This window comes from Lysinibacillus sp. A1 (assembly GCF_000801965.1).
In the GTDB taxonomy this organism is placed as follows: Bacteria; Bacillota; Bacilli; order Bacillales_A; family Planococcaceae; genus Lysinibacillus; species Lysinibacillus fusiformis.
The window spans coordinates 135701-160818 of record NZ_JSZM01000025.1; the positions used below are offsets into that span (position 1 = coordinate 135701).

Sequence of the window (25118 nt, forward strand, 5' to 3'; positions counted from 1 at the left end):
TTTGGATGCTGGCTAAAAGATTATTTTGTACATATATAGATGCGGTAATCTAAAATAGTATCGTATTTTTCGTTCATCCTCAAATGCTGATCCATGACATCATACAAGGTGGATTCAATATCCTTAGAAATGTGGAATTCTGGCTTGGATGAGATATCCTTGTTTTTTTGTATGCGAATATCTTGAAACCCTGTCTCTTGGAATAAAGCAACCCAATCCTTTTTCGTGAGGAGCGCATCAAATCCGTAAAATTGTTGGATGTCGTCTGCCTGCAGTGTGGAAAGGAGCATAGGGACGGTAAATTCAATGGCAATTAAGCGTCCACCTTTTTTCAATAAACGGAAAATCTCTTGCAATGCACGTTGTTTATTTACAAAGGCAAGAACTGATTCAGCAAGGACAAAGTCAAATGCTTCATTGGGTAATGTAGTTTCCTCAATCGAGCCTTGAATGACATTGACTGATAAATGTCCTTTTTTCATGCGGTGACGTGCTTTTTCTATCATAATAGGATTGATATCGATACCCGTTACGTGGGCTGCATAATGGGAAGCTAAAAAGGCAGCTGTTTGTCCTGTACCACAGCCAACATCTAAAATATGAGAGGCTGGTAGAATACGCTCATTCTTCATGATTTCCTTTGATAGATTAATGCCTCCAGGATGGGCACCACCCACACCAAATTTCGCTAACAATTGAAGATAATTAGAATTTTGAATGAAAACCACCTTCTTTTTTTATATAGTATGAAAAGAAAACTAGTATGGTTCCCTTACATATGGTGAAAAGCTAGAAATCCCTATATTTTATAGGACAAAAATAGATAATTTTTGATACTTCTTCATACGTCTAATTCCTTCATAAAAGGCGCACATATACTAGGGAAGAGCTTTTAGATAGGAGGTGTATAAATGCCACATTTTCAGCCGAATTATAGAAGAGGAGTCTATCCTTCAAACAATATGGGAACTTTTGGTCCTCCATTTCGAGGTAGAGCGATGCAACCTAACTATCCACCCAATCAGCAATTTCAAGGTCCTAGAATAGGAGGGAAGTTGCCAGATCATCTAAATACAATTATGGGTCATGCTGGAACGATTACGAATGGCGTAAATATGTTAAGACAGATGGGGGCACTATTAAGTTTATTCAAATAAAAGAAAGAAACCCTCTTAAGATTGCTTTCTTGAAGAGGGTTTCTATTATGATTAATGGGATGGGACAAGTTCTTTTTCGATAATGGAGCGGTTTTTCTCTTTAAATAGTTCATTATGAGAGGACACCATTCCATGGCGATAAGCAGTTGGCTCTAAATAAGTTTTAATAGAGTTGACCGCATTGGCTGCATCTTGGAATGTCCCAAGTAGCAAATTAATTTTTCCTTCAAATGATAAAATATCTCCTGCCGCAAAAATACCAGGCTGTACTGTTTCACCTGTTGCTTTGCCTTCGAAATAATAATCATCCTTTTTAGGAATCGAAATCGCTTCATCAAACGTGAGGGATGCTTCACAATTATAGCCATGACTAATGATGACCTCATCAATTTGACGAGTGTAGCTTTCCTTTGTTTTTGAGTTTTCACATCTCACTAATTGAATAGCCGTTTTATCTTCATTTGCTAAAAGCTTTGTAATCGTCGTATTGCATTCAATCAGGACACCAGCATCAAGGGCTTCTTTTACGGTTGCCTCATGCGCTGATAATGTTTCTTTACGGTAAACCACTGTCACACTTTTAGCAATGGGGCTCAGTTCGACAGCCCAATCAATGGCCGCATTCCCGCCCCCAGAAATAAGGATATCCTTATTCACAAAACGTTTATAGGATTGAACGGTATAGTGTAAATTGGACATTTCATATTTCTCAGCACCTTCCAGCGTTAGTTTCTGAGGATTAATAATACCTCCACCAACTGCTAGTAGAACTGTTTTTGAATAATGCTTTTCACCAGTAGCTGTATGTACAATAAATAGATTTTCTTGCCGTTCAATAAAATCTACTTTTGTGTTTGTTAGGATCGTAGGGTCAAATGTTTTAGCTTGCTGGATCAATTGTTTAACAAATTTCTCGCCTAAAATAGGGGGGTGACCTCCTATATCCCAAATAAGCTTTTCAGGATAAAGTAATACTTTTCCACCAAGTTGAGATTGGCTCTCGATTAATTTTGTTTTTAATCCTCGTAAACCACTATAAAAGGCGCTATACAAGCCGGCAGGGCCTCCGCCAATAATTGTCACATCATACACATGTTGCATTTTTATTGCCACATCCTTAATTAATAGTAAAAAAGTAATTGACAAAATCTTATCATAAAACTAGACTAATTTTAGTGATAATGATTATCATTTTTATCAGTGCCTATAATAGCATGGAATGAAGTAAAATGAAAGAGAGGGTCCGAATTGCGTTTAGAAGTAGAATCGATTCGTGTTGGTTATGAGAATAAAACGATTGTGCATGACTTATCGCTGCAAATTCCAGATGGTAAAATTACAACCATCATTGGTTCAAATGGTTGCGGAAAGTCTACCTTATTAAAGGCCATTACACGTATTTTAAAGCATGAGAGTGGACAGGTCATTTTGGATGGTCAAAATATTTCCAAGATGAACACGAAAGAATTGGCGAAAGAACTTGCCATTTTACCGCAAAGCCCAGAAAGTGCACATGGTTTAACAGTGGAAGAGCTTGTATCCTACGGTCGATTTCCCTATCAAAAGGGCTTTGGCAATTTATCACAGAAAGATAAAGAGGTCATTGACTGGGCTTTACAAGTGACAAAAACAGAAGACTTCCGCTTGCAATCTGTAGACGCTTTATCAGGTGGACAGCGTCAACGAGTGTGGATTGCAATGTCTTTAGCTCAGGAAACCGACATTATATTTTTAGATGAGCCGACAACCTATTTAGACATGGCACATCAATTAGAGGTTTTAGAGTTACTTTATAAGCTCAATGAAGAACAAGGGCGCACGATTGTTATGGTCCTCCATGATTTGAATCAAGCCGCACGTTTTTCTGATTATATTGTGGCACTGTCACAAGGAGAGCTTGTTAAATTTGGAACAGCTGAGGAAGTCATGGTTCCAGAAGTATTAAAAAAAGTGTTTAATATTGATGCTGTAATTGGCCAAGATCCACGAACAAACAAACCAATGTGCATTACATATAACTTATTACAAACCGTTTAAAGGAGAATGAAAGACAATGAAGAAGTGGTTATTACCAATGTTTATGATGCTTGTACTAGTACTAGCGGCGTGTGGCAATAAAGAAGAGAAAACAGAAAAGGCTGATGAAGGCTCGAAAGATGCAACTTCAGCTGAGACAATTACGTATCAATCAGAAGCAGGTCCTGTTGAAGTACCGGCAAACCCTAAACGTGTAGTCGTATTATCTTCTTTTGTAGGGGATTTATTACAGCTTGATGTTGATGTTGTCGGTGTAGATGCATGGGCAGCAAAAAATCCAAACTTTGAAGATGCTATTAAAGATGCAGTAGTTGTAGAAAATACAGATGTTGAAAAAATTCTTGAGCTAGAGCCAGACTTAATCATTGGTTTAAATGGTATTGAAAATGCTGATAAATTATCAGAAATCGCACCAACTGTATTATTTACGTATGGGAAAGTAGATTATTTACAACAATTTATTGAAATCGGTAAAGTTGTAAATAAAGAAAAAGAAGCAACAGCATGGGTAGAAGATTTTAAAGCACGTGCAGCAGAATCAGGTAAAAAAATTAAAGAAAAAATCGGTGAAGATGCAACTGTAACAGTGGCAGAGAACTTTAATAAACAATTTTATATTTATGGCGATAATTGGGGTCGTGGAACAGAGATTTTATATCAAGAAATGGGCTTGAAAATGCCTGAAAAAGTTAAAGAAACAGCTTTAGAGCCTGGCTACTATGCAATTTCTCAAGAGGTTTTAGGGGATTATGCAGGGGATTATGTGATTTTCAGTATGTTCCAAGACCAAGACAACTCATTTACAGATGCAGCATGGTTTAAAGATTTAGAGGCAGTGAAAAATGGTCATTTATTTGAAGTGAATGCAAATGCCTTTTATTTCAATGACCCGATCACGTTAGAGCATCAGCTGAAGTTCTTTGAAGAGAAATTTTTACAATAATTAGTAGAGAGTAGCGAAGGCAAATGACAAAGTTTCGACAGTTACCATTTTGGCTTCAGGTATTGCTTGCATTGATCGTATTAATCGGCACGGCTTGTATCTCGCTGTGCTTAGGTGCAGCGAATACGAGCATTCAAGATGTCTATCAAGCAATTGTCGGACAAAGTGGTGGTAAGCATTACACGATTTTACGTGAAATTCGATTTCCTCGTATCATTGCTGCTATTTTTGTTGGCAGTGCACTCGCAGTTGCGGGAGCGATTATGCAGGGGGTTACACGCAATCCATTAGCTGATCCAGGGCTACTTGGTTTAACAGCAGGGGCAAATGCTGCCCTTGCTTTAACGATGGCATTTATCCCGAAATTCTCCTATTATACGTTAATTTTAGCCTGCTTTATTGGAGCTGGAATTGGTATGATGATCGTTTATGGGATCGGTGCCTCTACTAAGAAAGGCTTCTCTCCATTGAGACTTGTTTTAGCTGGTGCAGCAGTTACTGCTTTATTACAAGCAGTTGCTGAAGGCACGGGCATTTTATTTCAAATTTCCAAGGATGTGTCGATGTGGACAAGTGGCGGATTCATTGGCACGACATGGCAGGCGTTATTGATCGTTCCGGTCATTGTCATTGGTCTCCTATTGTCGTTTGCTTTTAGTCGTCAATTAACGATTTTAAGTTTAAATGAAGAAGTAGCGGTAGGTGTTGGGCAAAACACAACATTGATTAAAGGTATTATGATGTTTGCTGTCGTTATTTTAGCTGGCTCTGCCGTAGCACTTGTTGGGAATCTAGCATTTGTTGGCTTAATGGTTCCGCATATTGTTCGCGCATTTGTAGGGACAGACTATCGTTTTGTCCTACCGATGAGCGCAATTGTTGGCGGCTGGTTTATGGTGACGGCTGATTTTGCAGGACGTATGATTAATGCACCATTTGAAACGCCGGTTGTAGCGATTGTTTCGATTCTTGGTCTACCATTCTTCCTACTATTAGTACGGAAGGGAGGACGCCAATTTGTTTAAAGAAGGTCGCAAAAAACAGCGAAAATGGTTTTTTACTTGGCTTGTCGTCACGTTATTCATTTTTGTTTTAGGTATTTCTTTAGGACCTGCCTCAGTTTCGTTTGATCGCATTCTCCCAACCTTGCTAGGCGATGGTAGTTTTAAAGAATCCTTCGTATTATTCTCAGTTCGCTTACCACGAATGTTGGTATTAGCAGCGGCTGGGATGGCATTAGCTTTAGCAGGTGCAGTCCTACAAGGGGTTACACGCAATGATTTAGCAGATCCAGGGATCATTGGTATTAATGCAGGAGCAGGTGTCGGGATTACAGTCTTTTATTTACTTGTAAATGGAGATCTTCCACACTTTGCTTATATATTGCCAGTTGTAGGATTTTGTAGTGCGCTTTTCACTGCCCTTTGCATTTACTTTTTCTCTTATCAACGCAATAAAGGAGTGCAACCCGTCCAACTGATTTTAATTGGGGTAGGGGTAGCCTCTGCTTTATCTGGCGTTATGATGGTATTAATTTCCTCAGCAGAGCGAAGTGATGTGCAATTTATTGCCCAATGGCTTGCAGGTAGTGTTTGGGGTACGGATTGGCCATTTTTCTGGGCTTTAGTGCCTTGGCTTGTCGTGGGAATTCCATATATTTTCTATAAATCCAATGTCTTAAATGTCTTGGCGATGACGGAGCAAACAGCCGTAGGTCTTGGGATGAATATCGGGCGCGAGCGGTTACGCTTATTAATCGTCGCTGTGGCACTAGCAGCAGCAGCAGTTTCTGTAACAGGTGGTATTGCCTTTATAGGGTTGATGGCACCTCATATTGCCAAACAGCTTGTCGGACCACGCTACCAATTCTTTTTACCATTGACATTATTCATTGGCGCAAGTCTATTAATGCTGTCCGATACTATTGGTCGTGTTGCCATTCCTACTGCAACTGTACCAGCGGGGATCATTGTTGCCTTTATCGGGGCACCTTATTTTTTATATTTATTACGGAAGAATGTATAGAAAAGTGATAGCACGAGTAAACGGATGCTCGAAATCAAAGGCTTTTGAACTACTGAAATGAATGAAGGATTTATTTTACTAAATGTATATGGCAAGTTTTTAGGAACCTCATTTGTTGAGGTTCTTTTTTTAATACCCTTATTCTATAGATGCGAAATCCCGACTAGACAAATAGAGATTTTAGGTATATAGTTAGCTAGGCTAACTAATATAAAGAGGAAGTGATTTTTTGACAATCGAGCAGGAGTTTTTTAATCAGTATCGTTTAATGTATAGACCATTTATCAATAAGCTGAATGTGCAACTTGAACCGTATCAGTTATATAGCTCACAGTGGGCAGTTCTTCGTTTTTTAAAGGATAAAGGTCCGCATTCCTTTGTGGATATCGCGAATTTTATGTCTATTGAGAAGCCGAGTGTGACGAAGCTTGTACATAAACTTGTGGAGCTTGGCTATGTGGAAACGATCCCGGGCAAGGATAAGCGGGAAAAGCTTGTTCATTTATCGGCGCATGGAGAGGAGCTTGTGCAGGAGATTAAAGCGCACTTGAAGCCATTTTTTGAGCATGCACTGGCAGGTGTACCTCAGCGAGATATTGAAATAGCGACACAGGTTTTTGAAAGAATTTGTATGAATATTCATCAATAGGAGAGCGAGTAACGTGGAAGGAACAACAAGAAAGAAACTATGGACAAAGGATTTTTTAATTGTCTCACTTATTAATTTTACCATTACGTTAATCTTTTATTTATTAATGGTTACGATTGCTGCTTATGCAGTGGAACATTTTAATGCGTCTACAAGTACAGCGGGTCTTGTATCGAGTATTTTTATTATCGGGACATTATTAGGGCGTCTTGGAACGGGCCGTATTATTGGGGATTGGGGCAGTAAGAAAACATTATTTTGTGGATTGCTTTTATTTATGCTGTCAACGATGTCCTATTTTATTGCAGGGAATTTACCTTTACTTATGCTGAATCGTTTAGTACAGGGGATTGCCCTAGGGGTGGCAAGTACAGCGACGGGGACGATTATTGCACAGATTTTACCTCCTGAGCGACGCGGTGAAGGAATTGGTTATTATAGCTTAAGTGCGATTTTGGCCACAGCTATTGGACCATTTGTCGGTATTTTATTAACACAGCTGTTTGAGGATTACCGCATGATTTTTGCTGTAGATTCAGTTTTAGCTATTATCTGCTTTTTCATGTATTTTATCGTAACAGTGCCAGATGCACCGAAGAAGGCAAAGGATGCGGCAGCAAAGGCTGGCTTTAAGGTGACGAACTTCATTGAATTGCGCGCTGTACCGATTGCTTTTGTTGCACTGGTCATCGGTTTTGCGTATTCTGGCGTCATGTCCTTTATGACCTTTTATGCGAAGGAGCTTGATTTAGTATCAGCAGGTAGTTATTTCTTCATTATCTATGCGATTGTCATTTTAGCTACACGTCCATTTACAGGGAAATTGTTGGATACAAGAGGCGCTAATATTATCATTTATCCATGTTTGGTGATTTTTGCTATTGGTATGTATGCATTTAGCTCAGCGTCAACAACGATTGCTTTTTTAATTGCTGCTGCTTGTATCGGTATTGGCTATGGTAACTTCAACTCAGTTGCACAGGCTATTGCTATTAAAGTAACTCCGAATGAACGTTTAGGACTTGCGACATCTACTTACTTCATTTTTTATGATTTAGGTTTAGGCGTAGGGCCTTATTTCTTAGGATTATTTGTTCCATCTGCGGGCTACAGAGCCATCTTCTTTGCGATGGTCTTTGTCATTTTATTATCAATTGTACTTTATTATTTCTTACATGGTAAATATGAAAAATTGAAACAATCAAAAATTTCGTAGATTAGAATCATTATATTGTGGAAAAAACGTATTTTTTCTAGTTGTTCTTCGAAAACAACTTAAAAATGACGTTTTTTTCTTTTTCAAAAAAATTATCTTGCATTAGAGGATGATAATCATTATCATCACAATATAAAACAAAATCGGGAGTAGGTACGAAGTATGAAAAATAAATCATTATTGTCAGTATTAGTAGCAGGAGGCATTCTAATGGCTGGCTGTGGTAATACAGAAGATACAAAAAAAGAAGATAAGCCTGAAACAGAGCAAACAGACAAAGCAACACAAGAGGTTGATTTATCTTCTGAACTATCAGCCTATCAACAATTTGCATTAGAGCAAATGGATCAATTTTTACTAGAAACAGAGAAATTTGTGAATCTTGTTAAGGCTGGCGATATTGAAGGAGCAAAAGCGGCCTATGCACCAGCGCGTATGTATTTTGAACGTTCTGAACCAATTGCGGAAAGCTTTGGTGACCTTGATCCACGTATTGATGGTCGTTTAGCTGATATACAGGAAGAAGGAAAAGGCGAAGAAGAGTGGTCAGGCTATCATAAGCTTGAGTATGCACTATGGGAAGAAAATACAACAAAAGGCTATGAGGCTGTGGCTGACCAGCTACTTGCAGATGCCAAGGAATTACATGCCCTTGTACAAACAGTTGAAGTGACTCCTGATTTAATGATTACAGGTGCAGTTGATTTATTAAATGAAGTGTCCACATCTAAAATTACAGGTGAAGAGGAAATTTATTCACATACAGACCTGTATGATTTTAAAGCGAATATTGAAGGTGCTGAAAAAATCTTTGAAATTTTACGTTCAAAATTAGAAGCGAAAGATTCAACATTAGTTACAACACTTGATGAAAAATTCAAGGCGGTGGACGATTTATTAGCACAGCATGCAACTGCTGATGGTGGCTATGTTTCCTACGAAGAATTAACAGAGGATCATACAAAAGCGCTTGCGGCAGCGGTAAATCAGCTTGGAGAACCATTAAGTCAAATGGGTATCATTTTGGAGTGAACATAAATGACAGCGTCAAATGAAGAAAAATGGATGAATAAAAAAATCTCTAGACGTGATATGTTGAAACTGACAGGCATTGGGGTGGCAGGTGTTGCTATTGGTGCCTCTGGTTTAGGTGGTGTGATGAAAGCAATGGGCTATGATGTTTTTGAGCCTGTTGCTGACAGTACCACTGCGAGCAATAAGGTCAATTTCTACGGCAGTCATCAGTCAGGTATTGTAACACCTGTACAAACGAATATTTATTTTGCTTCTTTGGATGTATTAGTGACATCGAAGAAGGAACTGCAAGAGTTGTTCCAGCAATGGACACCTCTTGTTGTACGTTTAATGAATGGTGAATTAATGGCTGATGTTTCGTCGAATACGAGAGTGCCGACTGGTGATACAGGTGAGGCAGAGGGCTTAGATGCTGCCAATTTATCAATTACTATTGGTGTTGGAGCTTCCTTATTTGATAAGCTTGGTATGCAGCATTTAAAGCCAGCGGAATTAAAGGATTTACCACATTTCCCAAAGGATCAGCTACTGAAAGAATATACAGGTGGTGATCTATGTATTCAAGCCTGTGCAGATGATCCGCAGGTGGCATTCCATGCAGTCCGCAATTTAGTACGTGCAGCGTCAGGGAAAGTGGAGATTAAATGGTCACAGTCTGGCTTTAACTCGTTTCCAGCAGGTGGTGGTACCCCCCGAAACCTCTTTGCATTCAAGGACGGTACGGTGAATCCATCCATTACAGATGAGAAGGATTTAAAGAAGGTTGTTTGGGTGGATAAAGGCTGGCTACAAGGTGGCTCTTATTTAGTTGCGCGTAAAGTTCAAATGCATCTTGAGACATGGGATCGTACATCTTTAAAAGATCAAGAAGCTACATTTGGTCGTTACCGTGATAGTGGGGCACCGATGGGTAAGACAAAGGAATTTGATGATTTTGATGTAGAGGCGAAGGATGATAAAGGGAATTATATTATGCCTGATACATCACATGTTCACTTAGCTCGTAAATCAGGAGCTCGTATTTTGCGTAGATCCTATTCCTATGCATCAGGTGTGATGTCGAATACAGGCACTCATGATGCGGGGCTTATCTTTATTTCATTTCAAAAAGACCCAGCCCAATTTACAACGATTCAAAATAGCTTAGGGCGTATGGATAAAATGAATGAGTATATTACCCATCGAGGCAGTGCAGTGTTTGCTTGCTTCCCTGGTGTACAAAAGGGGAGTTATTTAGGTGAAGCACTTTTTAACGCGCTGTAGTATTGTGATTGCTTTAGTTCTGACTTTAGCTTTACCAGTGCAAGCTGCGCAATCGTATAGTCCTTTATATATTGCGATTAGTGATGCATTGATGAATACGAAGCAGGATAAAGAGGCAGAGGCGAAACAGGCGCTTGAACAGTTTGCCACAGACTGGGCTATGGTTTCTTCAGAACAAAAAGAGGCGAAAGCAAAGGTTGATGAGATCCTTGCGCAAGCAACAGAGGCCAAGTCAAAGGATGACCGTTTAGAGGCGTTGTCAGCATTGTCGAATGCATTACGGGCGCTAGAAAAACTGGAAAATCCAGTAGATGAGGCTGCACAGCGAGCAGAGTTTGGACAAAAGATGAAGCCAATTTTGGCAGACTTTGAAAATGCTTTAGCTAGTGGTGATGTTCAGGCTATTGATGAAGCATACAAGGATTTTAATCTCAAGTGGAATAAAAGTGAGCGACCTGTACGTGAGCAAAGTATTGCCATGTATGGGCAAATCGAAACACAGATGGCATTTCTACGAATCTCTATTTCTGCGGAAGAACCAGATATCGCTTTAATGAAAACTCAATTTGCAGATTTACAACAAACAATTGTAGATTTTGTAGCGGGTAAAGAAACGGCTGAAGCGGTAGAAGGAGACTATTCGCTAGCTACATTAATTGCTTATATTGATGAGGCGTTGGACTATGTAGATAATGGTGATTATAAGGCAGCCTCTAATAAGGTTCGTGAATTTATCACGATTTGGCCACGAGTTGAAATAGAAATCTCAACTCGTAATGGTAGTCTATATACAAAAATTGAAAGTGATATGCCCATAATCGCCAGTGATTTATTAAAATCCTCTGTCGATCAAGGGGCTATTACGAAAAAATTAAATACATTCCGTACGGAAATCGAGTTAATTCAAGGTGATTCAGATTATACAGTTTGGGATGCCGCGTTAATATTACTTCGAGAAGGGCTAGAGGCTTTACTCATTATATTAGCTCTTGTGTCATTTCTTAATAAATCAGGGCAGAAGAAAATGCGTAAATGGATTTATATCGGAGCGTTTGTGGGCGTTCTGTTATCAGCAGTTGCCGCAGTTCTTATGTCAACGATTTTAAATTCGGCTACAATTGATACGAATCGTGAATTAATGGAAGGCTATGTAGGCTTACTGGCTGCAGCAATGATGATTGGTGTAGGTATTTGGCTGCATAGTAAATCGAGTGTGGTCAGTTGGAATCGCTATATTTCGAAGCAAATGGGCAATGCCATTTCCAGTGGCTCTATTTTTGCGATGGCAGCGATTAGCTTCTTATCCGTTTTCCGAGAAGGGGCAGAAACGCTTGTCTTTTATGCGGGTATTGCACCGAAAATGGCGACTTCTCAATTTATTCTTGGGATTGTCGTGGCACTCATTATCCTTGCCGTGCTTGCCGTTGTGTTGTTTAAGGCAAGTGGCAAAATTCCTATTCATAAATTCTTTGCCGTAGCGACCTGGCTTATTTATATATTAGCCTTTAAAATTATCGGTGTCAGTCTGCATACATTGCAGCTAACTAATAAGATTTCTACAACGATTGTTGATGGCTTACCTGTCGTAAGCATGATTGGTTTCTATCCAACCGTAGAAACGATGATTGGCCAAGCGATATTACTAGCATTGATCGGGGCAACGATCATTTATAAAAAGAAGCAAGCCTAAGCGTCTTTAGTAAAACGCTTATGGCGGAAAGGGATGTCTCTATTGGAGGCATCCTTTTTTATTGCCAATGAGCGGGACGTTTAATATACGAAGGTAGTTTCGTAGTGCTGTCACCTTGTGCGGCATTGATTTGCATTTGTGTTAAAAATAAACTTGTCGATAGATCTGCGCCGCGTAAATTGGTATCACGCATATCAGCCCCAATGAAATCTACCCCTTGTAAATTGGCTCCTTGTAAATTGGCAGCAATTAAATAGCTACCTCTTAAATCAGTAGCTCGTAAATCTTTCCCCTTGAAATTTTTCCCCATCCAATCAGCACCACGCTGATTTAATTTAGGAGAAGTTTTCCCCTTTACTAGCTGTTGCCGCATTTGTTCGCTTGTTTTTAAAAGAAGTGCGTTTACTGGCATACGAATAGCAATCATGTCCAGTGCCAATAAGCCATTAGCGTCAAGCTCTGTTGCCTGCTGTAGCTGCTCTAATTGAACGAGGAGCTGTTCATGGAGCGTATCGTCAACTGGATAGGAAAGAGCTTCAGCTACATACGCAATCATTTCATATAGCTGCTCCATAATTGGAAACACTTGAAACATCTTCTCAGCATGCTCTCGTGATTGGCGCCAATCTTGCCCTTTAAATGTCACTTGGGAAACTTGCTGACCTGCCCCTAAGCAATCAAAAACAGTACAGCCTTTATAGCCACTTTTTCTTAGCTTGCTATGAATTTGACAGCTATAATCCTCCTTTAAATTGGAGCATGGCTTGCCTGCTGGTTTATCCATGGCAAAATCACTAGAAGCTACTATATTTAATGCGGTACAACATAAGCCAAAACAGCTTTGGCAATCTGCCTGTAAGCTTTCTCGGATTGTCGTGCCAAACGATGTGTCTCTATTTGTTAGTCTAGACATTCTCTTTTTTCCTCTCTTACCTCATAAACTTAGCTATTATTTTAGCACGTACATGCGAAGTTATGAATATGAATACACCCATATTTTGAAAGACAGGTGCGATTATGGTATTCTTCTTCACAAGACATTGTATAGAAAATTTAGAAAAAGTAGTGGTGGTTGAACATGGGGGTAACGGTGAAAGATTTACTGCATTTGCCTTCCTTTCGCGGGGCAGAGGTTTTAACAGGGCGAGATAATCTGCATCGTACGGTTTCTTCTTTATCCGTTTTAGAAGTATCGAATGTTGATTTTTATTCGAAAATTATTAATCGTGTGCAAGAGGAATGGTATGCAGAAGAGCTCGTCATTAGCTCCTTCTATTCCATTCGAGATAGTGTAGAACAGCAATGTGAAACCATACAGCATTTACACGATTTAGGAGAGCTGGGCCTTATCTTATATTATGTTGGTATCGTGTTGCCACATATACCAGAGGAAGTGCTCGCCTTAGCGGAATCTCAAGGGTTTATTATCATCTGTATGCCAAAGAATGATTATTCCCTTCGTTATAATGAGGTTATTTATGAAGTTATGGAAGCGATTGTTAGTAATCAGGGTGTCAATGACCATTTCGTCAAGGAAACATTAGAGAAGGTATCCTTATTGCCAGAGCATTTAAGAAGTGTCGAAATTACATTGAAAATGCTATCAGATCGCTTGAAAGCCAATATTCTATTAACCAATAGTCATTTAGATATTATCAATCAAGTCATGTGGCCAAGAAATTCATCATTAGATGTGGTCCACGCTATCCATGAATGCTCACAATCACAAGTTTATCGTGAAACAGGTAAAGGTGAATTCAAACGAAGTGACATCTCATGTGTGATTGAATATAAAAGAGTACATCAAAAAAATGGGGAGCCTCTTTTTTTATTCCTTATAAAAGAAAATACCAAGTTACCTGCCAAGACAATTGAAAAGGTAAGTGAGGTTGTCCAAGTGGCGATTAATTTATGGGGAGACAAGCATGATGAGGTCAGCGAGTATGCCTTAGTCAAAGCAATCATTAATGATGAAAGTGAAAAAATGAGAAGATTAGCCAATCTCCTTCATATAGATGTTTCTGCTATTCAAATGATGTGGTTAGTATATATGCATGATTTAGCGGATGAAAAAAAGATTCGAGATGAGTTAGAAGAGCAGCTGTCTAAATACTATCAAACAAGAGTTATTCAATGTATGGACCATTGTATGATTGTTCTACTTGGTAATTGCATGTACAAGCACCATGAGTTTGAAATTACTGCCGAATATAATGAAACTACCAATTATGCTGGACAAATCGCAGAAATCGTCTATGCACCAAAAATGAAAAACACGAAGGCCGTTCGTCAGATGTATCAGTTGGTCAATCAGGTAGGTGATAAAGCCCACACGATATACCCCATGCGAAAATTATTTACAGCAGCTGAGGTTCGTTCCATGAAAAGAGCTATGGATGTAAGTAAGCAGGGGGAAGAAATGATTGAGGAATACTTATCGGTCATTGACCCCATTTTACATGATCATGATACATTACAGACATTGATTACCTTTTTATTAGATGCACATGCGAGTGTGGAGCGCTGTGCAGAGCTACTTTATATTCATAAAAATACGGTGAAATACCGTATCAAAAAAATTAGTGAACTGATTGGGATAGATGTGACCATTTACGCCGAATTTTATGATGTGTATATGGCTTGCATGCTCTATCGATTAATCAATGACTAGAATAATCTGAAATTTTGTCATTTTGAACAAAATTTCAGATTATTTTTTTTATTTACGCAAAAGACTCTCTTCCATACTTTCTTTATAATTAAAAACATTCATCCATCACCCAAGTATAAGGAGGGAGTCACTTGAGAAATGACAACAATGTTCAATCGTGGTATAGCTTAGGGATTATTTGGGCGGGTGCCATGATATGTATTCCTAGTTTATTGGTAGGGAATGCACTCATTACAAGTATGAGTTTATCGAAGGCACTGGCTGTAGCATTTGTAGGCTACGCGATCGTCGTATTTATTATGATATTACAAGGAATGCAAAGCAGTGATTTAGGTAAGCCAACTGTCCATGTCGCTGGTCAAGTGTTCGGTAAAAAAGGCTCTCGAACTATTTTGTCTATTATCCTAGCTATCGCTTGCTTAGGGTGGTTTGGTATTCAGGCTAATGTTTGTGGGGTTGCCTTAGCAAATTTGCTAGCAATCTATCACTTAAATATACCAGTTCCTTTAGCTTCGTTCATAAGTGGTATGGTGATGGTTGTATCTGCTATCTATGGCATGAAAGTATTACGTACATTAAGCTATATTGCTGTCCCATTATTAGTCATTATTTGCGTATACGGTTTAGTCCAAACGTTAACAGGGGATCAGTTGGAGTTTATACGTGCTTACCAACCACAAGGAAATATGAGCTTTATGGATGGTTTAGCAGTGACAATTGGTTCATTCGCATTAGGGGCAGTTATAGCGGGGGATTATTCGCAATTTTCCAAAAAACGTTCAGATGTTTTCAAGGCTGCTACGTTAGGAATTATTCCTGCTGGAGTGCTAATGATTGGCGTAGGGGCCATTTTAACAATTGCTTATCAAACAAGCGATATTACCGCAGTCTTTTTGCATATTGCTACACCATTTATTGGCGGGGTTGGCTTGATTTTAGCTACTTGGAAAACCAATTTGGTCAATGCGATTTCAGGCGGTATTGCCTTAATTAATGTATTTGACGTAGCAAAAAACAAAGAGAGAATGGCAATTTTTGTTGCTGGGACAATTGGTACGATTTTAGCAGTCATAGGGATTTTAAATTATTTCACACCAATTATGTCGATTCTATCCGCGATGATTCCACCTGTTGCAGGTGTCATGATTGCTTCCTATTGGGTCATCCATAAAGGTCGTAAAGATAGCTGGGTTGAGGTGGAAGGCGTTAATCGCTTAGGGGTGCTTTCTTGGCTAGTTGGGGCAGTGATTGCCTGTATGCCCGTCGTATTCTCTTTATTTCCTGAATTGCCGACATTACCTAATCAACCGATGATCGGCATTATTATTTCATTTGCTATTTATTATATTGGATATCGTGTATCCGTACAAAAAACTGTCATATTGGAGGAACATAGATGAGATATTTAGATCAAGCGGCTATTGAACATATAGCTATAGGTGCAGCATTTCTAGGGACAGGTGGTGGCGGAGATCCGTATATCGGGAAATTAATGGCACTTTCTGCTATTGAAAAAAATGGCCCTGTTCGGTTGTATTCCGTGGATGAAATTGAGGATGAGGATTTTTTCATTCCCGCAGCTATGATGGGAGCACCATCGGTTTTAGTTGAAAAATTTCCTCGTGGCGACGAGTTCGTAAAAGTTTTCCAAAAGCTTGCACAATATTTAGGGAAGGATAAAATTGCTGGTACATACCCGATGGAAGCGGGTGGGGTCAATTCGATGATTCCGATTGTGGTGGCTGCTCAGCTAGGTTTACCTTTGATTGATTGCGATGGTATGGGGCGCGCATTCCCAGAGTTGCAAATGGTGACGTTTAATCTAGATGGTATTTCGGCAACACCTATGGCCATCACAGATGAAAAGGGTAATATCGGCATTTTTGAAACGATTGATAATAAATGGACAGAGCGTATCGCCCGCTCGGCAACTGTTGAGATGGGAGCTAGCTCATTAGTGAGCTTGTATCCAACAACTGGTGCTCAAATTAAAAAAAGTGGTGTGCATCATATTGTGACACTTTCTGAAAAAATCGGTGAAATTATTGCTTCTAAAGATCAAGAGGTGATCGATAAGCTAGCAAGCCTTTTAAAGCTTATTGCAGGGTACGAGCTATTTCAAGGGAAAATTGTTGATGTGATTCGTGAAACGAAGGGCGGCTTTAACTTAGGGAAAATGCTTCTTGAAGGAATTGATGGCTATAAAGAGGATCAGATGAAGGTGCATTTCCAAAATGAAAATTTACTGGCAGAGAAGAACGATCAAGTTGTGGCGATGACACCTGACCTGATTTGTTTAGTCGATTATGAGACATTATTGCCTGTGACGACAGAGAGTTTAAAATACGGTAAACGTGTGCGTGTCATTGGTTTACCATCACATGAAAAATGGCGCACAGCAAAAGGGATAGAAACAGCAGGACCAAAATACTTTGGGTATGATTATAATTTCGTGCCAATTGAAGAATTGGTGAAAAAGGGGGTAGCTGAACATGTATAAAATCGGAATTGACGTAGGCGGAACAAATACAGATGCCATACTTTTAGATCATAATAGTCAGCTTGTTTATAGTGTGAAGTCACCGACAAGTTTAGATATTAAATCAGGTATCGAACAATCGTTACAGCAATTATTACAGGGTGCAAACATTGATAAAACGAAAATTACACATGCGATGCTAGGGACTACTCAATGTACAAATGCCATCGTTGAACGTAAGAAGCTAGCAAGGGTTGGTGTGATTCGACTGGGCTATCCAGCTACAGCATCAGTGCTACCTTATACAGCTTGGCCATCCGATATGATTGAAAAATTATCAGGAAATTATGCAATCGCACATGGAGGCTATGAATACGATGGCCAGCTATTGAGTGCGCTTGATCAGGAAGAGATTACAAAGCTCTTAGAAGAATGGCGTGACCAAGTAGAATCAATTGCCATTGTAGGTGTCTTTTCATCTATTAAAAATGATCAAGAATTGCAGGTTCGTGATTGGATTCAAGCGATCTATGGTGAAGATTTCCCAGTTTCTTGCTCATCGTTAATTGGCTCTGTAGGCTTAATTGAGCGTGAAAATGCAACGATTCTAAACGCAGCTCTATGCAAGGTCATTGAGACGACAACACAGGGTTTTATTCAAGCCCTTCAAGCGGAAGGCATTTTTAATGTAGAAGTGTACCTCTGTCAAAATGACGGTACATTAATGTCCATCGACTATGCGAAGCAATTCCCAATCTTAACGATAGCTTGTGGACCTACAAATAGTATTCGAGGTGCTTCGTATTTATCACAAATTCAAAATACAATGGTATTAGATGTAGGTGGTACTACTTCGGATATTGGTGTGTTACAAGATGGATTCCCCCGAGAATCTTCAGTCGCGGTGGAGGTAGGGGATATCCGCACTAACTTTAGAATGCCTGACATTATTTCAGTCGGACTAGGTGGTGGTAGTATTGTTCGAGTGAAGGATAATAAAATTACCGTTGGACCAGATAGTGTCGGCTATAAAATTAGTGAAGAGGCATTAGTATTTGGTGGGTCGACGATGACAACAACAGATATTGCCGTCCGTTTAGGTCTTGCAGAAGTAGGAAATCCAAATTTAGTGGCACATATTGATGAAGCATTTGCTAAAGCCGTTCAAGAAGAAATTTCCTCGTTACTAGAACAGGCCATTGATAAAATGAAAACATCGTCAGAGGATGTATCGCTTGTTTTAGTAGGCGGGGGTAGTATTATTGTGCCAGAAACAATTCAAGGTGTTTCAACAATTGCCAAATCGGAATATGGCGGTGTGGCAAATGCCATTGGAGCATCCATTGCACAAATTAGTGGACAATACGAGCAAATTTATATTTATTCCAAAGAACCTCGTGATGAATCTTTAAAGGATGCACAAAATAAAGCAGTGAAACAAGCTGTATTAGCAGGTGCCCTTGCGGATACCATTGAATTGGTTGAAGTGGAAGAAACGCCATTAGCCTATCATCCAGAAAACGCAACAAGATTAAAAGTAAAAGTAGTAGGGAAAATGGTATAGAGAAGAAGAGTCCTAAAGAGGGCTCTTCTTTTTTAATGCATTAAGAGGTCTAAGTTGGACTAATCTTGTCGTTTATGTTTTTCATTAATAATTCTCTTGTTAAGAATGCTTACTTTGCCCACCATTAGTAACCTCATATCTTCTACAATATATTGAGCTAACTCTTCGTCAGAGATGTCATCTCCTTCAATATCAAGGCGAAATTTTTGCCCTTGAATGCCCCCTCCATTTGTAAATTCAATGTCAAAATCAAATAACACCCTTTTTTCCATTCCACTATCACCTTTCCTTCGTCTTTGTGTGCTCTCAATGTATTCTGATTTTACTAAATTGATGCGTGAAGTCCTTAGGCTATACAGGTTAAAGGTTTCATTCTAATCAAATGAGGCTCTATCTTCCTTTTTCTTGTATTTGGCACTTGAAAATAAGGAAGTCATAGTGTAATATCTGACTAGTACACTATGACACGAGGTGCTGAGCATGAAAAGTTTTGTAGGACTTTTAAAAAAAGAATGGGTACTTTATCGCTCATGGTTTTTGATGGGGATATTTTCAGGCATTATGCTTTCCTGGATCGTTCCCTATGTATTGCATCAATTTGTTGATCTCTTTGCTCAAGAAAATCAGCTTGCATTTGCCTTTACACTTCTCGTCCTTTTTGTAGGTGGATTTTATTCCGTCTTACAATTTTTAGCGAGTATGCGATTGGATATTAAAGCTAAGGAAAGTTGGCTCCATTCCACTAGTTCCATCACAAAGCTAATTGGAGCAAAGATAGCCTGTTCACTAATAGGGTATGTGCTTTTTAATACGCTCTTTGTAAGTTTTGCCATCTTTCATCTAAAAGAAGAGTTTATTGCAAATATTGGACAAATCATTTTTGTTTTAGTAATAATCGTTATTGCATTAACTATTTTCCAATTTATGTTATTTGTTTTGCTGTTGTTCTTTTTAGCTTTTTACTTGCAATTAAAGCATGTAATTGGGCGTTTTTCCATTGTGTTGACGATGGTTGCTTTTGGCTTTACAACATCTGCTTGGGTACGAATAACGGAGAGTCCGTTTTATGAAACGGTTTTCCAACGTGGCGCCATTTCGTTAAGCAAATTTGAACCGTTTTTACCCAAAGTAAGAGCGGCGACAACGGTGGAATGGAGGCTAGGCTCTATTTATGTTGTGGAAGAATTTGCTTCTATAGTACTCATCGTGCTGCTCTTTTTAGCGGCATCCAAGTGGCTTGAAAAGGTGGTATTACGATGACGATGGATTTTTCACGTGATAAACCGATTTATAGTCAGCTTGTCGATCGGATATGCGGAGACATTTTGAAGGGGCACATATTGCTTGGGGATCGACTGCCCTCTGTTCGAGAATATGCAGTCGAAACGGGTGTCAATGTTAATACAGTGCAACGAGTCTATAAGGAGTTAGAGGCAATGAATATAACGGAAACCAAACGAGGACAGGGCACATTTATTACGACCAATGAGGAACGCATTGACGTATTACGGGATGATATGAAAAATAAGTTAGCCGAAAGTTTTTTAACTTCCATCGAGGCATTGGGATTTTCTAAGGAAGAAATGCTCATTGTTTTAAAAAATAAAGCGTGAGGTGAAGGAATGTTACAGCTATCGAATGTCTCTTTTCAGTATAAGAATAAGCCCATTTTACAGGATATATCCTTTTCCTTTCCTATTGGACAGATAATTGGACTAGTTGGGGAAAATGGTAGTGGTAAATCTACACTTCTCAAAGTTTTAGCGGGCTTACTACAATCATCAGCTGGTGAAGTAGTATTGAATGGTCAACCCATTTCCCGACGTAGTGCGGACCAAATTGCTTACTTACCAGATACAGATTTGTTTTTTGATTATTATACGGGTGAACAGCTTTTTCAGCACTACGCCTCTCAATTTGAAGACTTTTCCTATGATAAGGCTTGTATAGTAGCAGAATTTTTACAGGTGGATAAAAATACGAAGCTACGTCAATTATCAAAAGGGAATCGTGGTCGTATGAAAATGGCTGCTACACTGGGCCGAGAAGTTCCTTATTATTTAATGGATGAACCATTTGCTGGGCTAGATCCGATTGTGCGAGAGCAGCTCATTAAAGGTTTAATTCAATTTACGGACATCGAAAATCAAACGATTTTGCTGTCTACACATGAATTATATGAGGTTGAACCTATTTTAGATCAAATTATTTTATTAAAAGCGGGCTCTATCACAGCTTATGAAGATGTAGAGACATTGCGTGATGTGACCAATAAAGATGCGGTTGAGTGGATGAAAGGTTTTTATCGTTCTTCTACCAATGACACAGACCGCAATAGCTTTTAACGATTAGGCCTAACAATAAAGAAAGGGTGAATAAATATGACAGAACCAATTGTTCAATTGCAAAATCTATCGAAGACCATTGGTGGAAAGCAATTAATACAACAATTAAACATTGATTTATATCCAGGACAAATTACAGGTTTTTTAGGACCCAATGGGGCAGGGAAAACAACGACAATTCGTATGATGACAGGTCTCATGCATCCAACAGAGGGCAAGGTTATCATTGATGGGCTTTCACTACAGGAGCATTATGAGGAAGCGATTAGCAAGGTTGGCGTGATTGTCGAAAATCCAGAAATGTATAAATTTATGTCGGGCTATAAAAATTTATTGCATTTTGCACGTATGCATAAAAATGTTACAAAAGAACGAATCATGGAAGTCGTTAAACAGGTGGGTCTAGAAAATCGTATCCATGAGAAGGTTGCAACGTATTCTCTTGGTATGCGTCAACGACTAGGGCTTGCTCAGGCGTTATTACATCGACCAAAATTTCTAATATTAGATGAACCAACGAATGGCTTAGACCCTGCTAGTATTCGGGAATTCCGTATGTACCTTCGCAAAATTGCGGCAGAAGATAATGTTTCTGTTTTTGTATCCAGTCACTTATTATCTGAAATTGAATTAATGTGTGATCGAGTAGCCGTCATACAAAATGGGAAACTGATCGACATTCGTGAAATTCACAATGAAAGTACGTCGTTCTACTATGTGGAAGCACAGCCAAAAGAGCAGGTTTCTGCCCATCTGGCACAACATGATTACAAGTTTGAGGCAGTGAATCAAGGCTATGTAATTGAATTGAAGAAAGAAGATGTTCCTGCATTGACGTTAGGGCTTGTGCAAGCAGGTATGCAGCTATTTGCCGTACAGCCACATCAGAAAACATTAGAAGATCAATTCTTAGAAATGACTGGAGGCGGACAAATTGCTGAAGCTAATTCAAAATGAATGGATGAAATTATGGCATAAAAAAGGGACGTGGGCGATGGTCGCTATGCTTGTCCTTGTCATTTTAGTTCCTGGTGGCATCATGAAATATTATGAGGGTAAATCATCAGATGAGGGATCATGGCAGGAGATAGAGCAGCAGTCTATCCAAAATAATAAGGCAATGCTAGCAGAGGAGGATTTATCCGAGGAAGACAAAGCATTTTTTGAAGAACGAATTGCTATTTCGGAGTACCGTTTAGCCCATGATGCGCCGAGTCAAAAAGATAACAGCCTTGCAAGCTTTATGTCCTTTACAAGCAATATGCTAACACTTGTCACATTATTTACGGTGATTACAGCCGCAAGTATTGTCTCCAGTGAATTTTCAACAGGTACCATAAAAATGCTGTTGACTCGCCCAATGTCCCGTGCGAAAGTGTTAACGTCTAAACTATTGACGATTTTCTTATTCGGCTTGTTTTTAGTGGCCGTAAACGTAGTGGTGAGTGCAATTGTAGGTTTAGTATTATTTGGTGTAGGCTCAGGTGTGGAATTAGAAGTTGTCAATGGGCAGGTGGCTGAAAAGGCAGTATGGAATGATTTAGCCTATCATTACCTACTCTCTGGCGGTGATTTTGTCATGTCGACATTATTTGCCTTTTTAGTTGGTTCAGTGTTCCGTTCTAGCTCATTAGCAATCGGCTTAACAATGTTCCTTTCATTTACAGGTGGCATGATCGTCATGTTCTTAAGTAGATACGACGTTGTAAAATACATTTGGCTAACACATTCAGATTTAACTCAATATGAAAAAGGTATTTTAATGGTTCCAGATATGACAATGCCATTCTCGCTAACTGTATTAGCTATTTACGCCGTAATTTTCCTAGTGATTAGTTATACATCCTTTATGAAACGAGACGTTACTGCATAATTTAAATAAGAACTGTGCCCTAATGCTTTATTGGGGTACGGTTTTTTTTACATCAAGAATTATTAAAAAAGTATTTATTTTTTTTCAAATTGCGCCTATAATAATAGCAACTTAATGAAAACGCTTTTTTTTCATAAAAGTGGTCTAGACAACTATACCAAAGGGGGATGAAGAATGTTTGCTTTCTTACAAAAAATCGGTAAGTCACTTATGTTTCCAATCGCGACATTACCGGCAGCAGCTTTGCTTTTGCGTTTAGGTTCTGGGGATATGCTTGGTGCAGTACCGAATGAAGCCATTCAGTATATTGCTAGTATTATGGCCGCTTCTGGGAATGCTATACTAGGCAATTTACCTATTATTTTTGCGATTGGTATTGCGATGGGGTTAGCACATGATAGCAGTGGGGGAGCCGCTCTTGCGGGTGCGATTGCTCACCTCGTATTAATAGCCGTTTTAGGGACGGTTAATGAAGAATTAAATATGGGTGTGTTTGGCGGTATTATTGCCGGTATTACGGCAGGGTTACTGTATAACAAATATTATAATGTGAAATTTCCAGAATGGTTATCATTCTTTGGTGGACGACGGTTTGTACCAATTATCACGTCCATCACCATGGCGATTTTAGCGAGTATTTTAGCGATCGTTTGGGGACCAATTCAGGGCGGTATTGATGCTGTCGGAAATTGGATGATCGGTGCAGGATCACTTGGTGTTGGGATGTATGGTTTCTTCAACCGTCTATTAATACCAGTTGGTCTTCACCATGTAATTAATACGGTTATTTGGTTCGACTTCGGTGAATTTACGAATGCCGCGGGAGAAATTGTGAAAGGGGATATTAATCGTTTCTTAGCAGGAGATCCAACAGCTGGACATTTCCAAGCTGGATTCTTCCCAATTATGATGTTTGGTTTACCAGCGGCTTGTCTTGCGATGTATTTTACAGCGAAAAAAGAAAAACGTCCGATCGTTGGTGGGATGTTCGTATCTATTGCTTTAACTGCCTTTTTAACAGGTGTTACGGAGCCGATTGAATTTTCATTCATGTTCTTATCACCAGTACTTTATGGTATCCATGCAGTATTAACAGGTATTTCGCTTGCGGTTGCCTATATTGTTGGGTTCCGTGATGGCTTTGGATTCTCAGCCGGGTTAATTGACTACTTGCTTAACTTAGGTTTGGCTGACAGTCCATTACTGCTTCTACCATTAGGTTTAGGTTTTGGGGCGATATATTTTGTGGTCTTCTACTTCTTAATTAAAAAATTGGACTTAAAAACACCAGGACGTGAAGATGATGACGAAGAAGATGGTGAATCACATTCAGCTATTTCCGATGATATCGATTTACGTGCCTACTACACAATTGAAGCATTAGGTGGTAAAGATAATATTCAGCAAGTGGATTACTGCACGACTCGCTTACGTATGTCCGTACAGGATGCCAGTGTCGTGGATGAAAAAACATTGAAACAAACTGGTGCGCGAGGTGTTATGCGTATTAGTAAAACCAATGTACAAGTAATTATTGGAACATCTGTTGAGTTTTTAGCGGAGGCTATGAAAGAACGTCTGCAAAAAGGCAACCCAGCACCTGCTAATGCCCAATTGCCGACGGAACAGCCTGTAGCGACAGTAGAAGTAAAAAGTGACGCAACAACAACTTTCCATGATTTTGAAATGCCGATGACGGGAGATTTATTACCGTTATCTGAAGTACCGGATGAAGCCTTCTCTGCTGGCCTGATGGGTCCTGGTTTTGGGATTCGTCCGACAGATGGAACTGTTTATGCACCGTTTGACGGTCAAGTGGTGATGATTTTCCCTACGAAGCATGCGATCGGTTTAAAATCTGATACAGGATTAGAATTATTAATTCATGTCGGATTGGATACTGTAACGCTTAATGGTGAAGGCTTTGACATGCTTGTGTCAGATGGTCAAACAATTAAACGTGGGGATGCATTATTAAAAGCAGACATCACAAAAATTAAGGATCAAGTGCCTTCCATTATTACGCCTGTCGTTTTCACTAGCCTAATGGGGCAAGAGATTACGCTAGGAAAATCAGGTTACCAAAGAGCAGGCTCTACCAATATTATTTCAATGAAAAAGTAACAATTCATGGGGCTGTTTGCGGAGGAATACATGGGCAATCATATTGC

General features: G+C 39.3%; 24 protein-coding genes. 20 read left to right on the forward strand and 4 right to left on the reverse strand.

The features are described 5' to 3' along the window. Nucleotides 1–20: 20 nt before the first annotated feature. A complete protein-coding gene (locus PI85_RS19105; RefSeq protein ID WP_233300770.1) occupies nucleotides 21–728 on the reverse strand; it encodes a class I SAM-dependent methyltransferase in 708 nt (235 codons plus the stop codon). A gap of 183 nt (nucleotides 729–911) precedes the next feature. On the opposite strand from PI85_RS19105, the gene PI85_RS19110 reads away from it, so the two are divergent. Next, complete coding sequence (locus tag PI85_RS19110) at nucleotides 912–1157, forward strand: hypothetical protein (protein WP_036125137.1); 246 nt, start codon at nucleotides 912–914, stop codon at nucleotides 1155–1157. A gap of 51 nt (nucleotides 1158–1208) precedes the next feature. Here PI85_RS19110 and PI85_RS19115 read toward each other — a convergent pair whose 3' ends face one another. Continuing rightward, a complete protein-coding gene (locus PI85_RS19115) occupies nucleotides 1209–2258 on the reverse strand; it encodes an NAD(P)/FAD-dependent oxidoreductase (RefSeq protein ID WP_036125138.1) in 1050 nt (349 codons plus the stop codon). A gap of 147 nt (nucleotides 2259–2405) precedes the next feature. Between PI85_RS19115 and PI85_RS19120 the strand changes: the two genes are divergently transcribed. The 9 genes from PI85_RS19120 (at nucleotide 2406) to PI85_RS19160 (ending at nucleotide 12015) form a co-directional block, all read left to right on the forward strand. Then, entirely contained in the window at nucleotides 2406–3194 is a 789-nt protein-coding gene (locus PI85_RS19120; protein ID WP_036125139.1) for an ABC transporter ATP-binding protein, read from the forward strand. A 16-nt stretch (nucleotides 3195–3210) separates the two neighbouring features. Further along, nucleotides 3211–4137: an iron-hydroxamate ABC transporter substrate-binding protein gene (locus PI85_RS19125; RefSeq protein ID WP_036125141.1), complete on the forward strand. Its 927-nt coding sequence runs from the start codon at nucleotides 3211–3213 to the stop codon at nucleotides 4135–4137. A gap of 23 nt (nucleotides 4138–4160) precedes the next feature. Beyond that, nucleotides 4161–5162 carry an iron ABC transporter permease gene (locus tag PI85_RS19130; protein ID WP_036125143.1) on the forward strand — a complete coding sequence of 334 codons (1002 nt, stop codon included), beginning with the start codon at nucleotides 4161–4163 and terminating at the stop codon, nucleotides 5160–5162. Further along, a complete protein-coding gene (locus PI85_RS19135; protein WP_036125147.1) occupies nucleotides 5155–6162 on the forward strand; it encodes an iron ABC transporter permease in 1008 nt (335 codons plus the stop codon). The genes PI85_RS19130 and PI85_RS19135 overlap by 8 nt, the downstream gene beginning before the upstream one ends. A 229-nt stretch (nucleotides 6163–6391) precedes the next feature. Continuing rightward, nucleotides 6392–6811 (forward strand): MarR family winged helix-turn-helix transcriptional regulator, encoded by a 420-nt coding sequence (locus PI85_RS19140; protein WP_036125148.1) that lies wholly within the window; start codon nucleotides 6392–6394, stop codon nucleotides 6809–6811. Nucleotides 6812–6824: 13 nt separating this feature from the next. Continuing rightward, nucleotides 6825–8027: an MFS transporter gene (locus PI85_RS19145; RefSeq protein ID WP_036125149.1), complete on the forward strand. Its 1203-nt coding sequence runs from the start codon at nucleotides 6825–6827 to the stop codon at nucleotides 8025–8027. Nucleotides 8028–8189: 162 nt separating this feature from the next. Beyond that, nucleotides 8190–9059: an iron uptake system protein EfeO gene (gene efeO, locus PI85_RS19150; RefSeq protein WP_036125150.1), complete on the forward strand. Its 870-nt coding sequence runs from the start codon at nucleotides 8190–8192 to the stop codon at nucleotides 9057–9059. A gap of 6 nt (nucleotides 9060–9065) precedes the next feature. Continuing rightward, nucleotides 9066–10325: an iron uptake transporter deferrochelatase/peroxidase subunit gene (efeB, locus tag PI85_RS19155; protein ID WP_036125154.1), complete on the forward strand. Its 1260-nt coding sequence runs from the start codon at nucleotides 9066–9068 to the stop codon at nucleotides 10323–10325. Then, complete coding sequence (locus PI85_RS19160; RefSeq protein WP_036125157.1) at nucleotides 10300–12015, forward strand: FTR1 family protein; 1716 nt, start codon at nucleotides 10300–10302, stop codon at nucleotides 12013–12015. Before efeB ends, PI85_RS19160 begins: the two co-directional genes overlap by 26 nt. Before the next feature lie 58 nt (nucleotides 12016–12073). On the opposite strand, the gene PI85_RS19165 is transcribed toward PI85_RS19160, so the two are convergent. Continuing rightward, nucleotides 12074–12928, reverse strand: coding sequence for a pentapeptide repeat-containing protein (locus PI85_RS19165; protein WP_036125160.1), 855 nt, complete (start codon nucleotides 12926–12928; stop codon nucleotides 12074–12076). A gap of 165 nt (nucleotides 12929–13093) precedes the next feature. Between PI85_RS19165 and PI85_RS19170 the strand changes: the two genes are divergently transcribed. The 4 genes from PI85_RS19170 to PI85_RS19185 all read left to right on the forward strand — a co-directional run bounded on the left by PI85_RS19170 (nucleotide 13094) and on the right by PI85_RS19185 (nucleotide 18729). Continuing rightward, nucleotides 13094–14686: a PucR family transcriptional regulator gene (locus PI85_RS19170; protein ID WP_036125162.1), complete on the forward strand. Its 1593-nt coding sequence runs from the start codon at nucleotides 13094–13096 to the stop codon at nucleotides 14684–14686. Between the two features lie 131 nt (nucleotides 14687–14817). Continuing rightward, nucleotides 14818–16086: a cytosine permease gene (locus PI85_RS19175; RefSeq protein ID WP_036125163.1), complete on the forward strand. Its 1269-nt coding sequence runs from the start codon at nucleotides 14818–14820 to the stop codon at nucleotides 16084–16086. Then, nucleotides 16083–17186 carry a DUF917 domain-containing protein gene (locus tag PI85_RS19180; RefSeq protein ID WP_036125164.1) on the forward strand — a complete coding sequence of 368 codons (1104 nt, stop codon included), beginning with the start codon at nucleotides 16083–16085 and terminating at the stop codon, nucleotides 17184–17186. The genes PI85_RS19175 and PI85_RS19180 overlap by 4 nt, the downstream gene beginning before the upstream one ends. After that, nucleotides 17179–18729: a hydantoinase/oxoprolinase N-terminal domain-containing protein gene (locus PI85_RS19185; protein WP_036125165.1), complete on the forward strand. Its 1551-nt coding sequence runs from the start codon at nucleotides 17179–17181 to the stop codon at nucleotides 18727–18729. Before PI85_RS19180 ends, PI85_RS19185 begins: the two co-directional genes overlap by 8 nt. 59 nt (nucleotides 18730–18788) lie before the next feature. On the opposite strand, the gene PI85_RS19190 is transcribed toward PI85_RS19185, so the two are convergent. Continuing rightward, on the reverse strand, nucleotides 18789–19001 hold the full coding sequence (locus PI85_RS19190) for a cyclase (RefSeq protein WP_036125167.1): 213 nt from the start codon (nucleotides 18999–19001) through the stop codon (nucleotides 18789–18791). A 208-nt stretch (nucleotides 19002–19209) separates the two neighbouring features. Here PI85_RS19190 and PI85_RS19195 point away from each other — a divergent pair, with 208 nt between their 5' ends. The 6 genes from PI85_RS19195 (at nucleotide 19210) to nagE (ending at nucleotide 25071) form a co-directional block, all read left to right on the forward strand. After that, nucleotides 19210–19989 carry a hypothetical protein gene (locus tag PI85_RS19195; protein WP_036125169.1) on the forward strand — a complete coding sequence of 260 codons (780 nt, stop codon included), beginning with the start codon at nucleotides 19210–19212 and terminating at the stop codon, nucleotides 19987–19989. Next, a complete protein-coding gene (locus PI85_RS19200; protein WP_036125172.1) occupies nucleotides 19986–20342 on the forward strand; it encodes a GntR family transcriptional regulator in 357 nt (118 codons plus the stop codon). Before PI85_RS19195 ends, PI85_RS19200 begins: the two co-directional genes overlap by 4 nt. Nucleotides 20343–20351: 9 nt before the next feature. Continuing rightward, nucleotides 20352–21074 carry an ATP-binding cassette domain-containing protein gene (locus tag PI85_RS19205; RefSeq protein ID WP_036125173.1) on the forward strand — a complete coding sequence of 241 codons (723 nt, stop codon included), beginning with the start codon at nucleotides 20352–20354 and terminating at the stop codon, nucleotides 21072–21074. A gap of 36 nt (nucleotides 21075–21110) precedes the next feature. Further along, nucleotides 21111–22031, forward strand: a complete 921-nt coding sequence (locus PI85_RS19210) for an ABC transporter ATP-binding protein (protein WP_036125180.1) — start codon at nucleotides 21111–21113, stop codon at nucleotides 22029–22031. After that, nucleotides 22009–22947, forward strand: coding sequence for an ABC transporter permease (locus tag PI85_RS19215; protein ID WP_036125181.1), 939 nt, complete (start codon nucleotides 22009–22011; stop codon nucleotides 22945–22947). The genes PI85_RS19210 and PI85_RS19215 overlap by 23 nt, the downstream gene beginning before the upstream one ends. Nucleotides 22948–23121: 174 nt before the next feature. Further along, nucleotides 23122–25071: an N-acetylglucosamine-specific PTS transporter subunit IIBC gene (nagE, locus tag PI85_RS19220; protein ID WP_036125183.1), complete on the forward strand. Its 1950-nt coding sequence runs from the start codon at nucleotides 23122–23124 to the stop codon at nucleotides 25069–25071. Nucleotides 25072–25118: the final 47 nt, after the last annotated feature.

Excerpts from the sequence above, each read along its gene's own strand:
- PI85_RS19110 (WP_036125137.1), top strand. The coding sequence starts at position 912 with ATGCCACATTTTCAGCCGAATTATAGAAGAGGAGTCTATCCTTCAAAC.
- PI85_RS19115 (WP_036125138.1), bottom strand. The coding sequence starts at position 2,258 with ATGCAACATGTGTATGATGTGACAATTATTGGCGGAGGCCCTGCCGGC.
- PI85_RS19125 (WP_036125141.1), top strand. The coding sequence starts at position 3,211 with ATGAAGAAGTGGTTATTACCAATGTTTATGATGCTTGTACTAGTACTA.
- PI85_RS19130 (WP_036125143.1), top strand. The coding sequence starts at position 4,161 with ATGACAAAGTTTCGACAGTTACCATTTTGGCTTCAGGTATTGCTTGCA.
- efeO (WP_036125150.1), top strand. The coding sequence starts at position 8,190 with ATGAAAAATAAATCATTATTGTCAGTATTAGTAGCAGGAGGCATTCTA.
- efeB (WP_036125154.1), top strand. The coding sequence starts at position 9,066 with ATGACAGCGTCAAATGAAGAAAAATGGATGAATAAAAAAATCTCTAGA.
- PI85_RS19165 (WP_036125160.1), bottom strand. The coding sequence starts at position 12,928 with ATGTCTAGACTAACAAATAGAGACACATCGTTTGGCACGACAATCCGA.
- PI85_RS19170 (WP_036125162.1), top strand. The coding sequence starts at position 13,094 with ATGGGGGTAACGGTGAAAGATTTACTGCATTTGCCTTCCTTTCGCGGG.
- PI85_RS19180 (WP_036125164.1), top strand. The coding sequence starts at position 16,083 with ATGAGATATTTAGATCAAGCGGCTATTGAACATATAGCTATAGGTGCA.
- PI85_RS19185 (WP_036125165.1), top strand. The coding sequence starts at position 17,179 with ATGTATAAAATCGGAATTGACGTAGGCGGAACAAATACAGATGCCATA.
- PI85_RS19190 (WP_036125167.1), bottom strand. The coding sequence starts at position 19,001 with ATGGAAAAAAGGGTGTTATTTGATTTTGACATTGAATTTACAAATGGA.
- PI85_RS19195 (WP_036125169.1), top strand. The coding sequence starts at position 19,210 with ATGAAAAGTTTTGTAGGACTTTTAAAAAAAGAATGGGTACTTTATCGC.
- PI85_RS19200 (WP_036125172.1), top strand. The coding sequence starts at position 19,986 with ATGACGATGGATTTTTCACGTGATAAACCGATTTATAGTCAGCTTGTC.
- PI85_RS19205 (WP_036125173.1), top strand. The coding sequence starts at position 20,352 with ATGTTACAGCTATCGAATGTCTCTTTTCAGTATAAGAATAAGCCCATT.
- PI85_RS19210 (WP_036125180.1), top strand. The coding sequence starts at position 21,111 with ATGACAGAACCAATTGTTCAATTGCAAAATCTATCGAAGACCATTGGT.
- nagE (WP_036125183.1), top strand. The coding sequence starts at position 23,122 with ATGTTTGCTTTCTTACAAAAAATCGGTAAGTCACTTATGTTTCCAATC.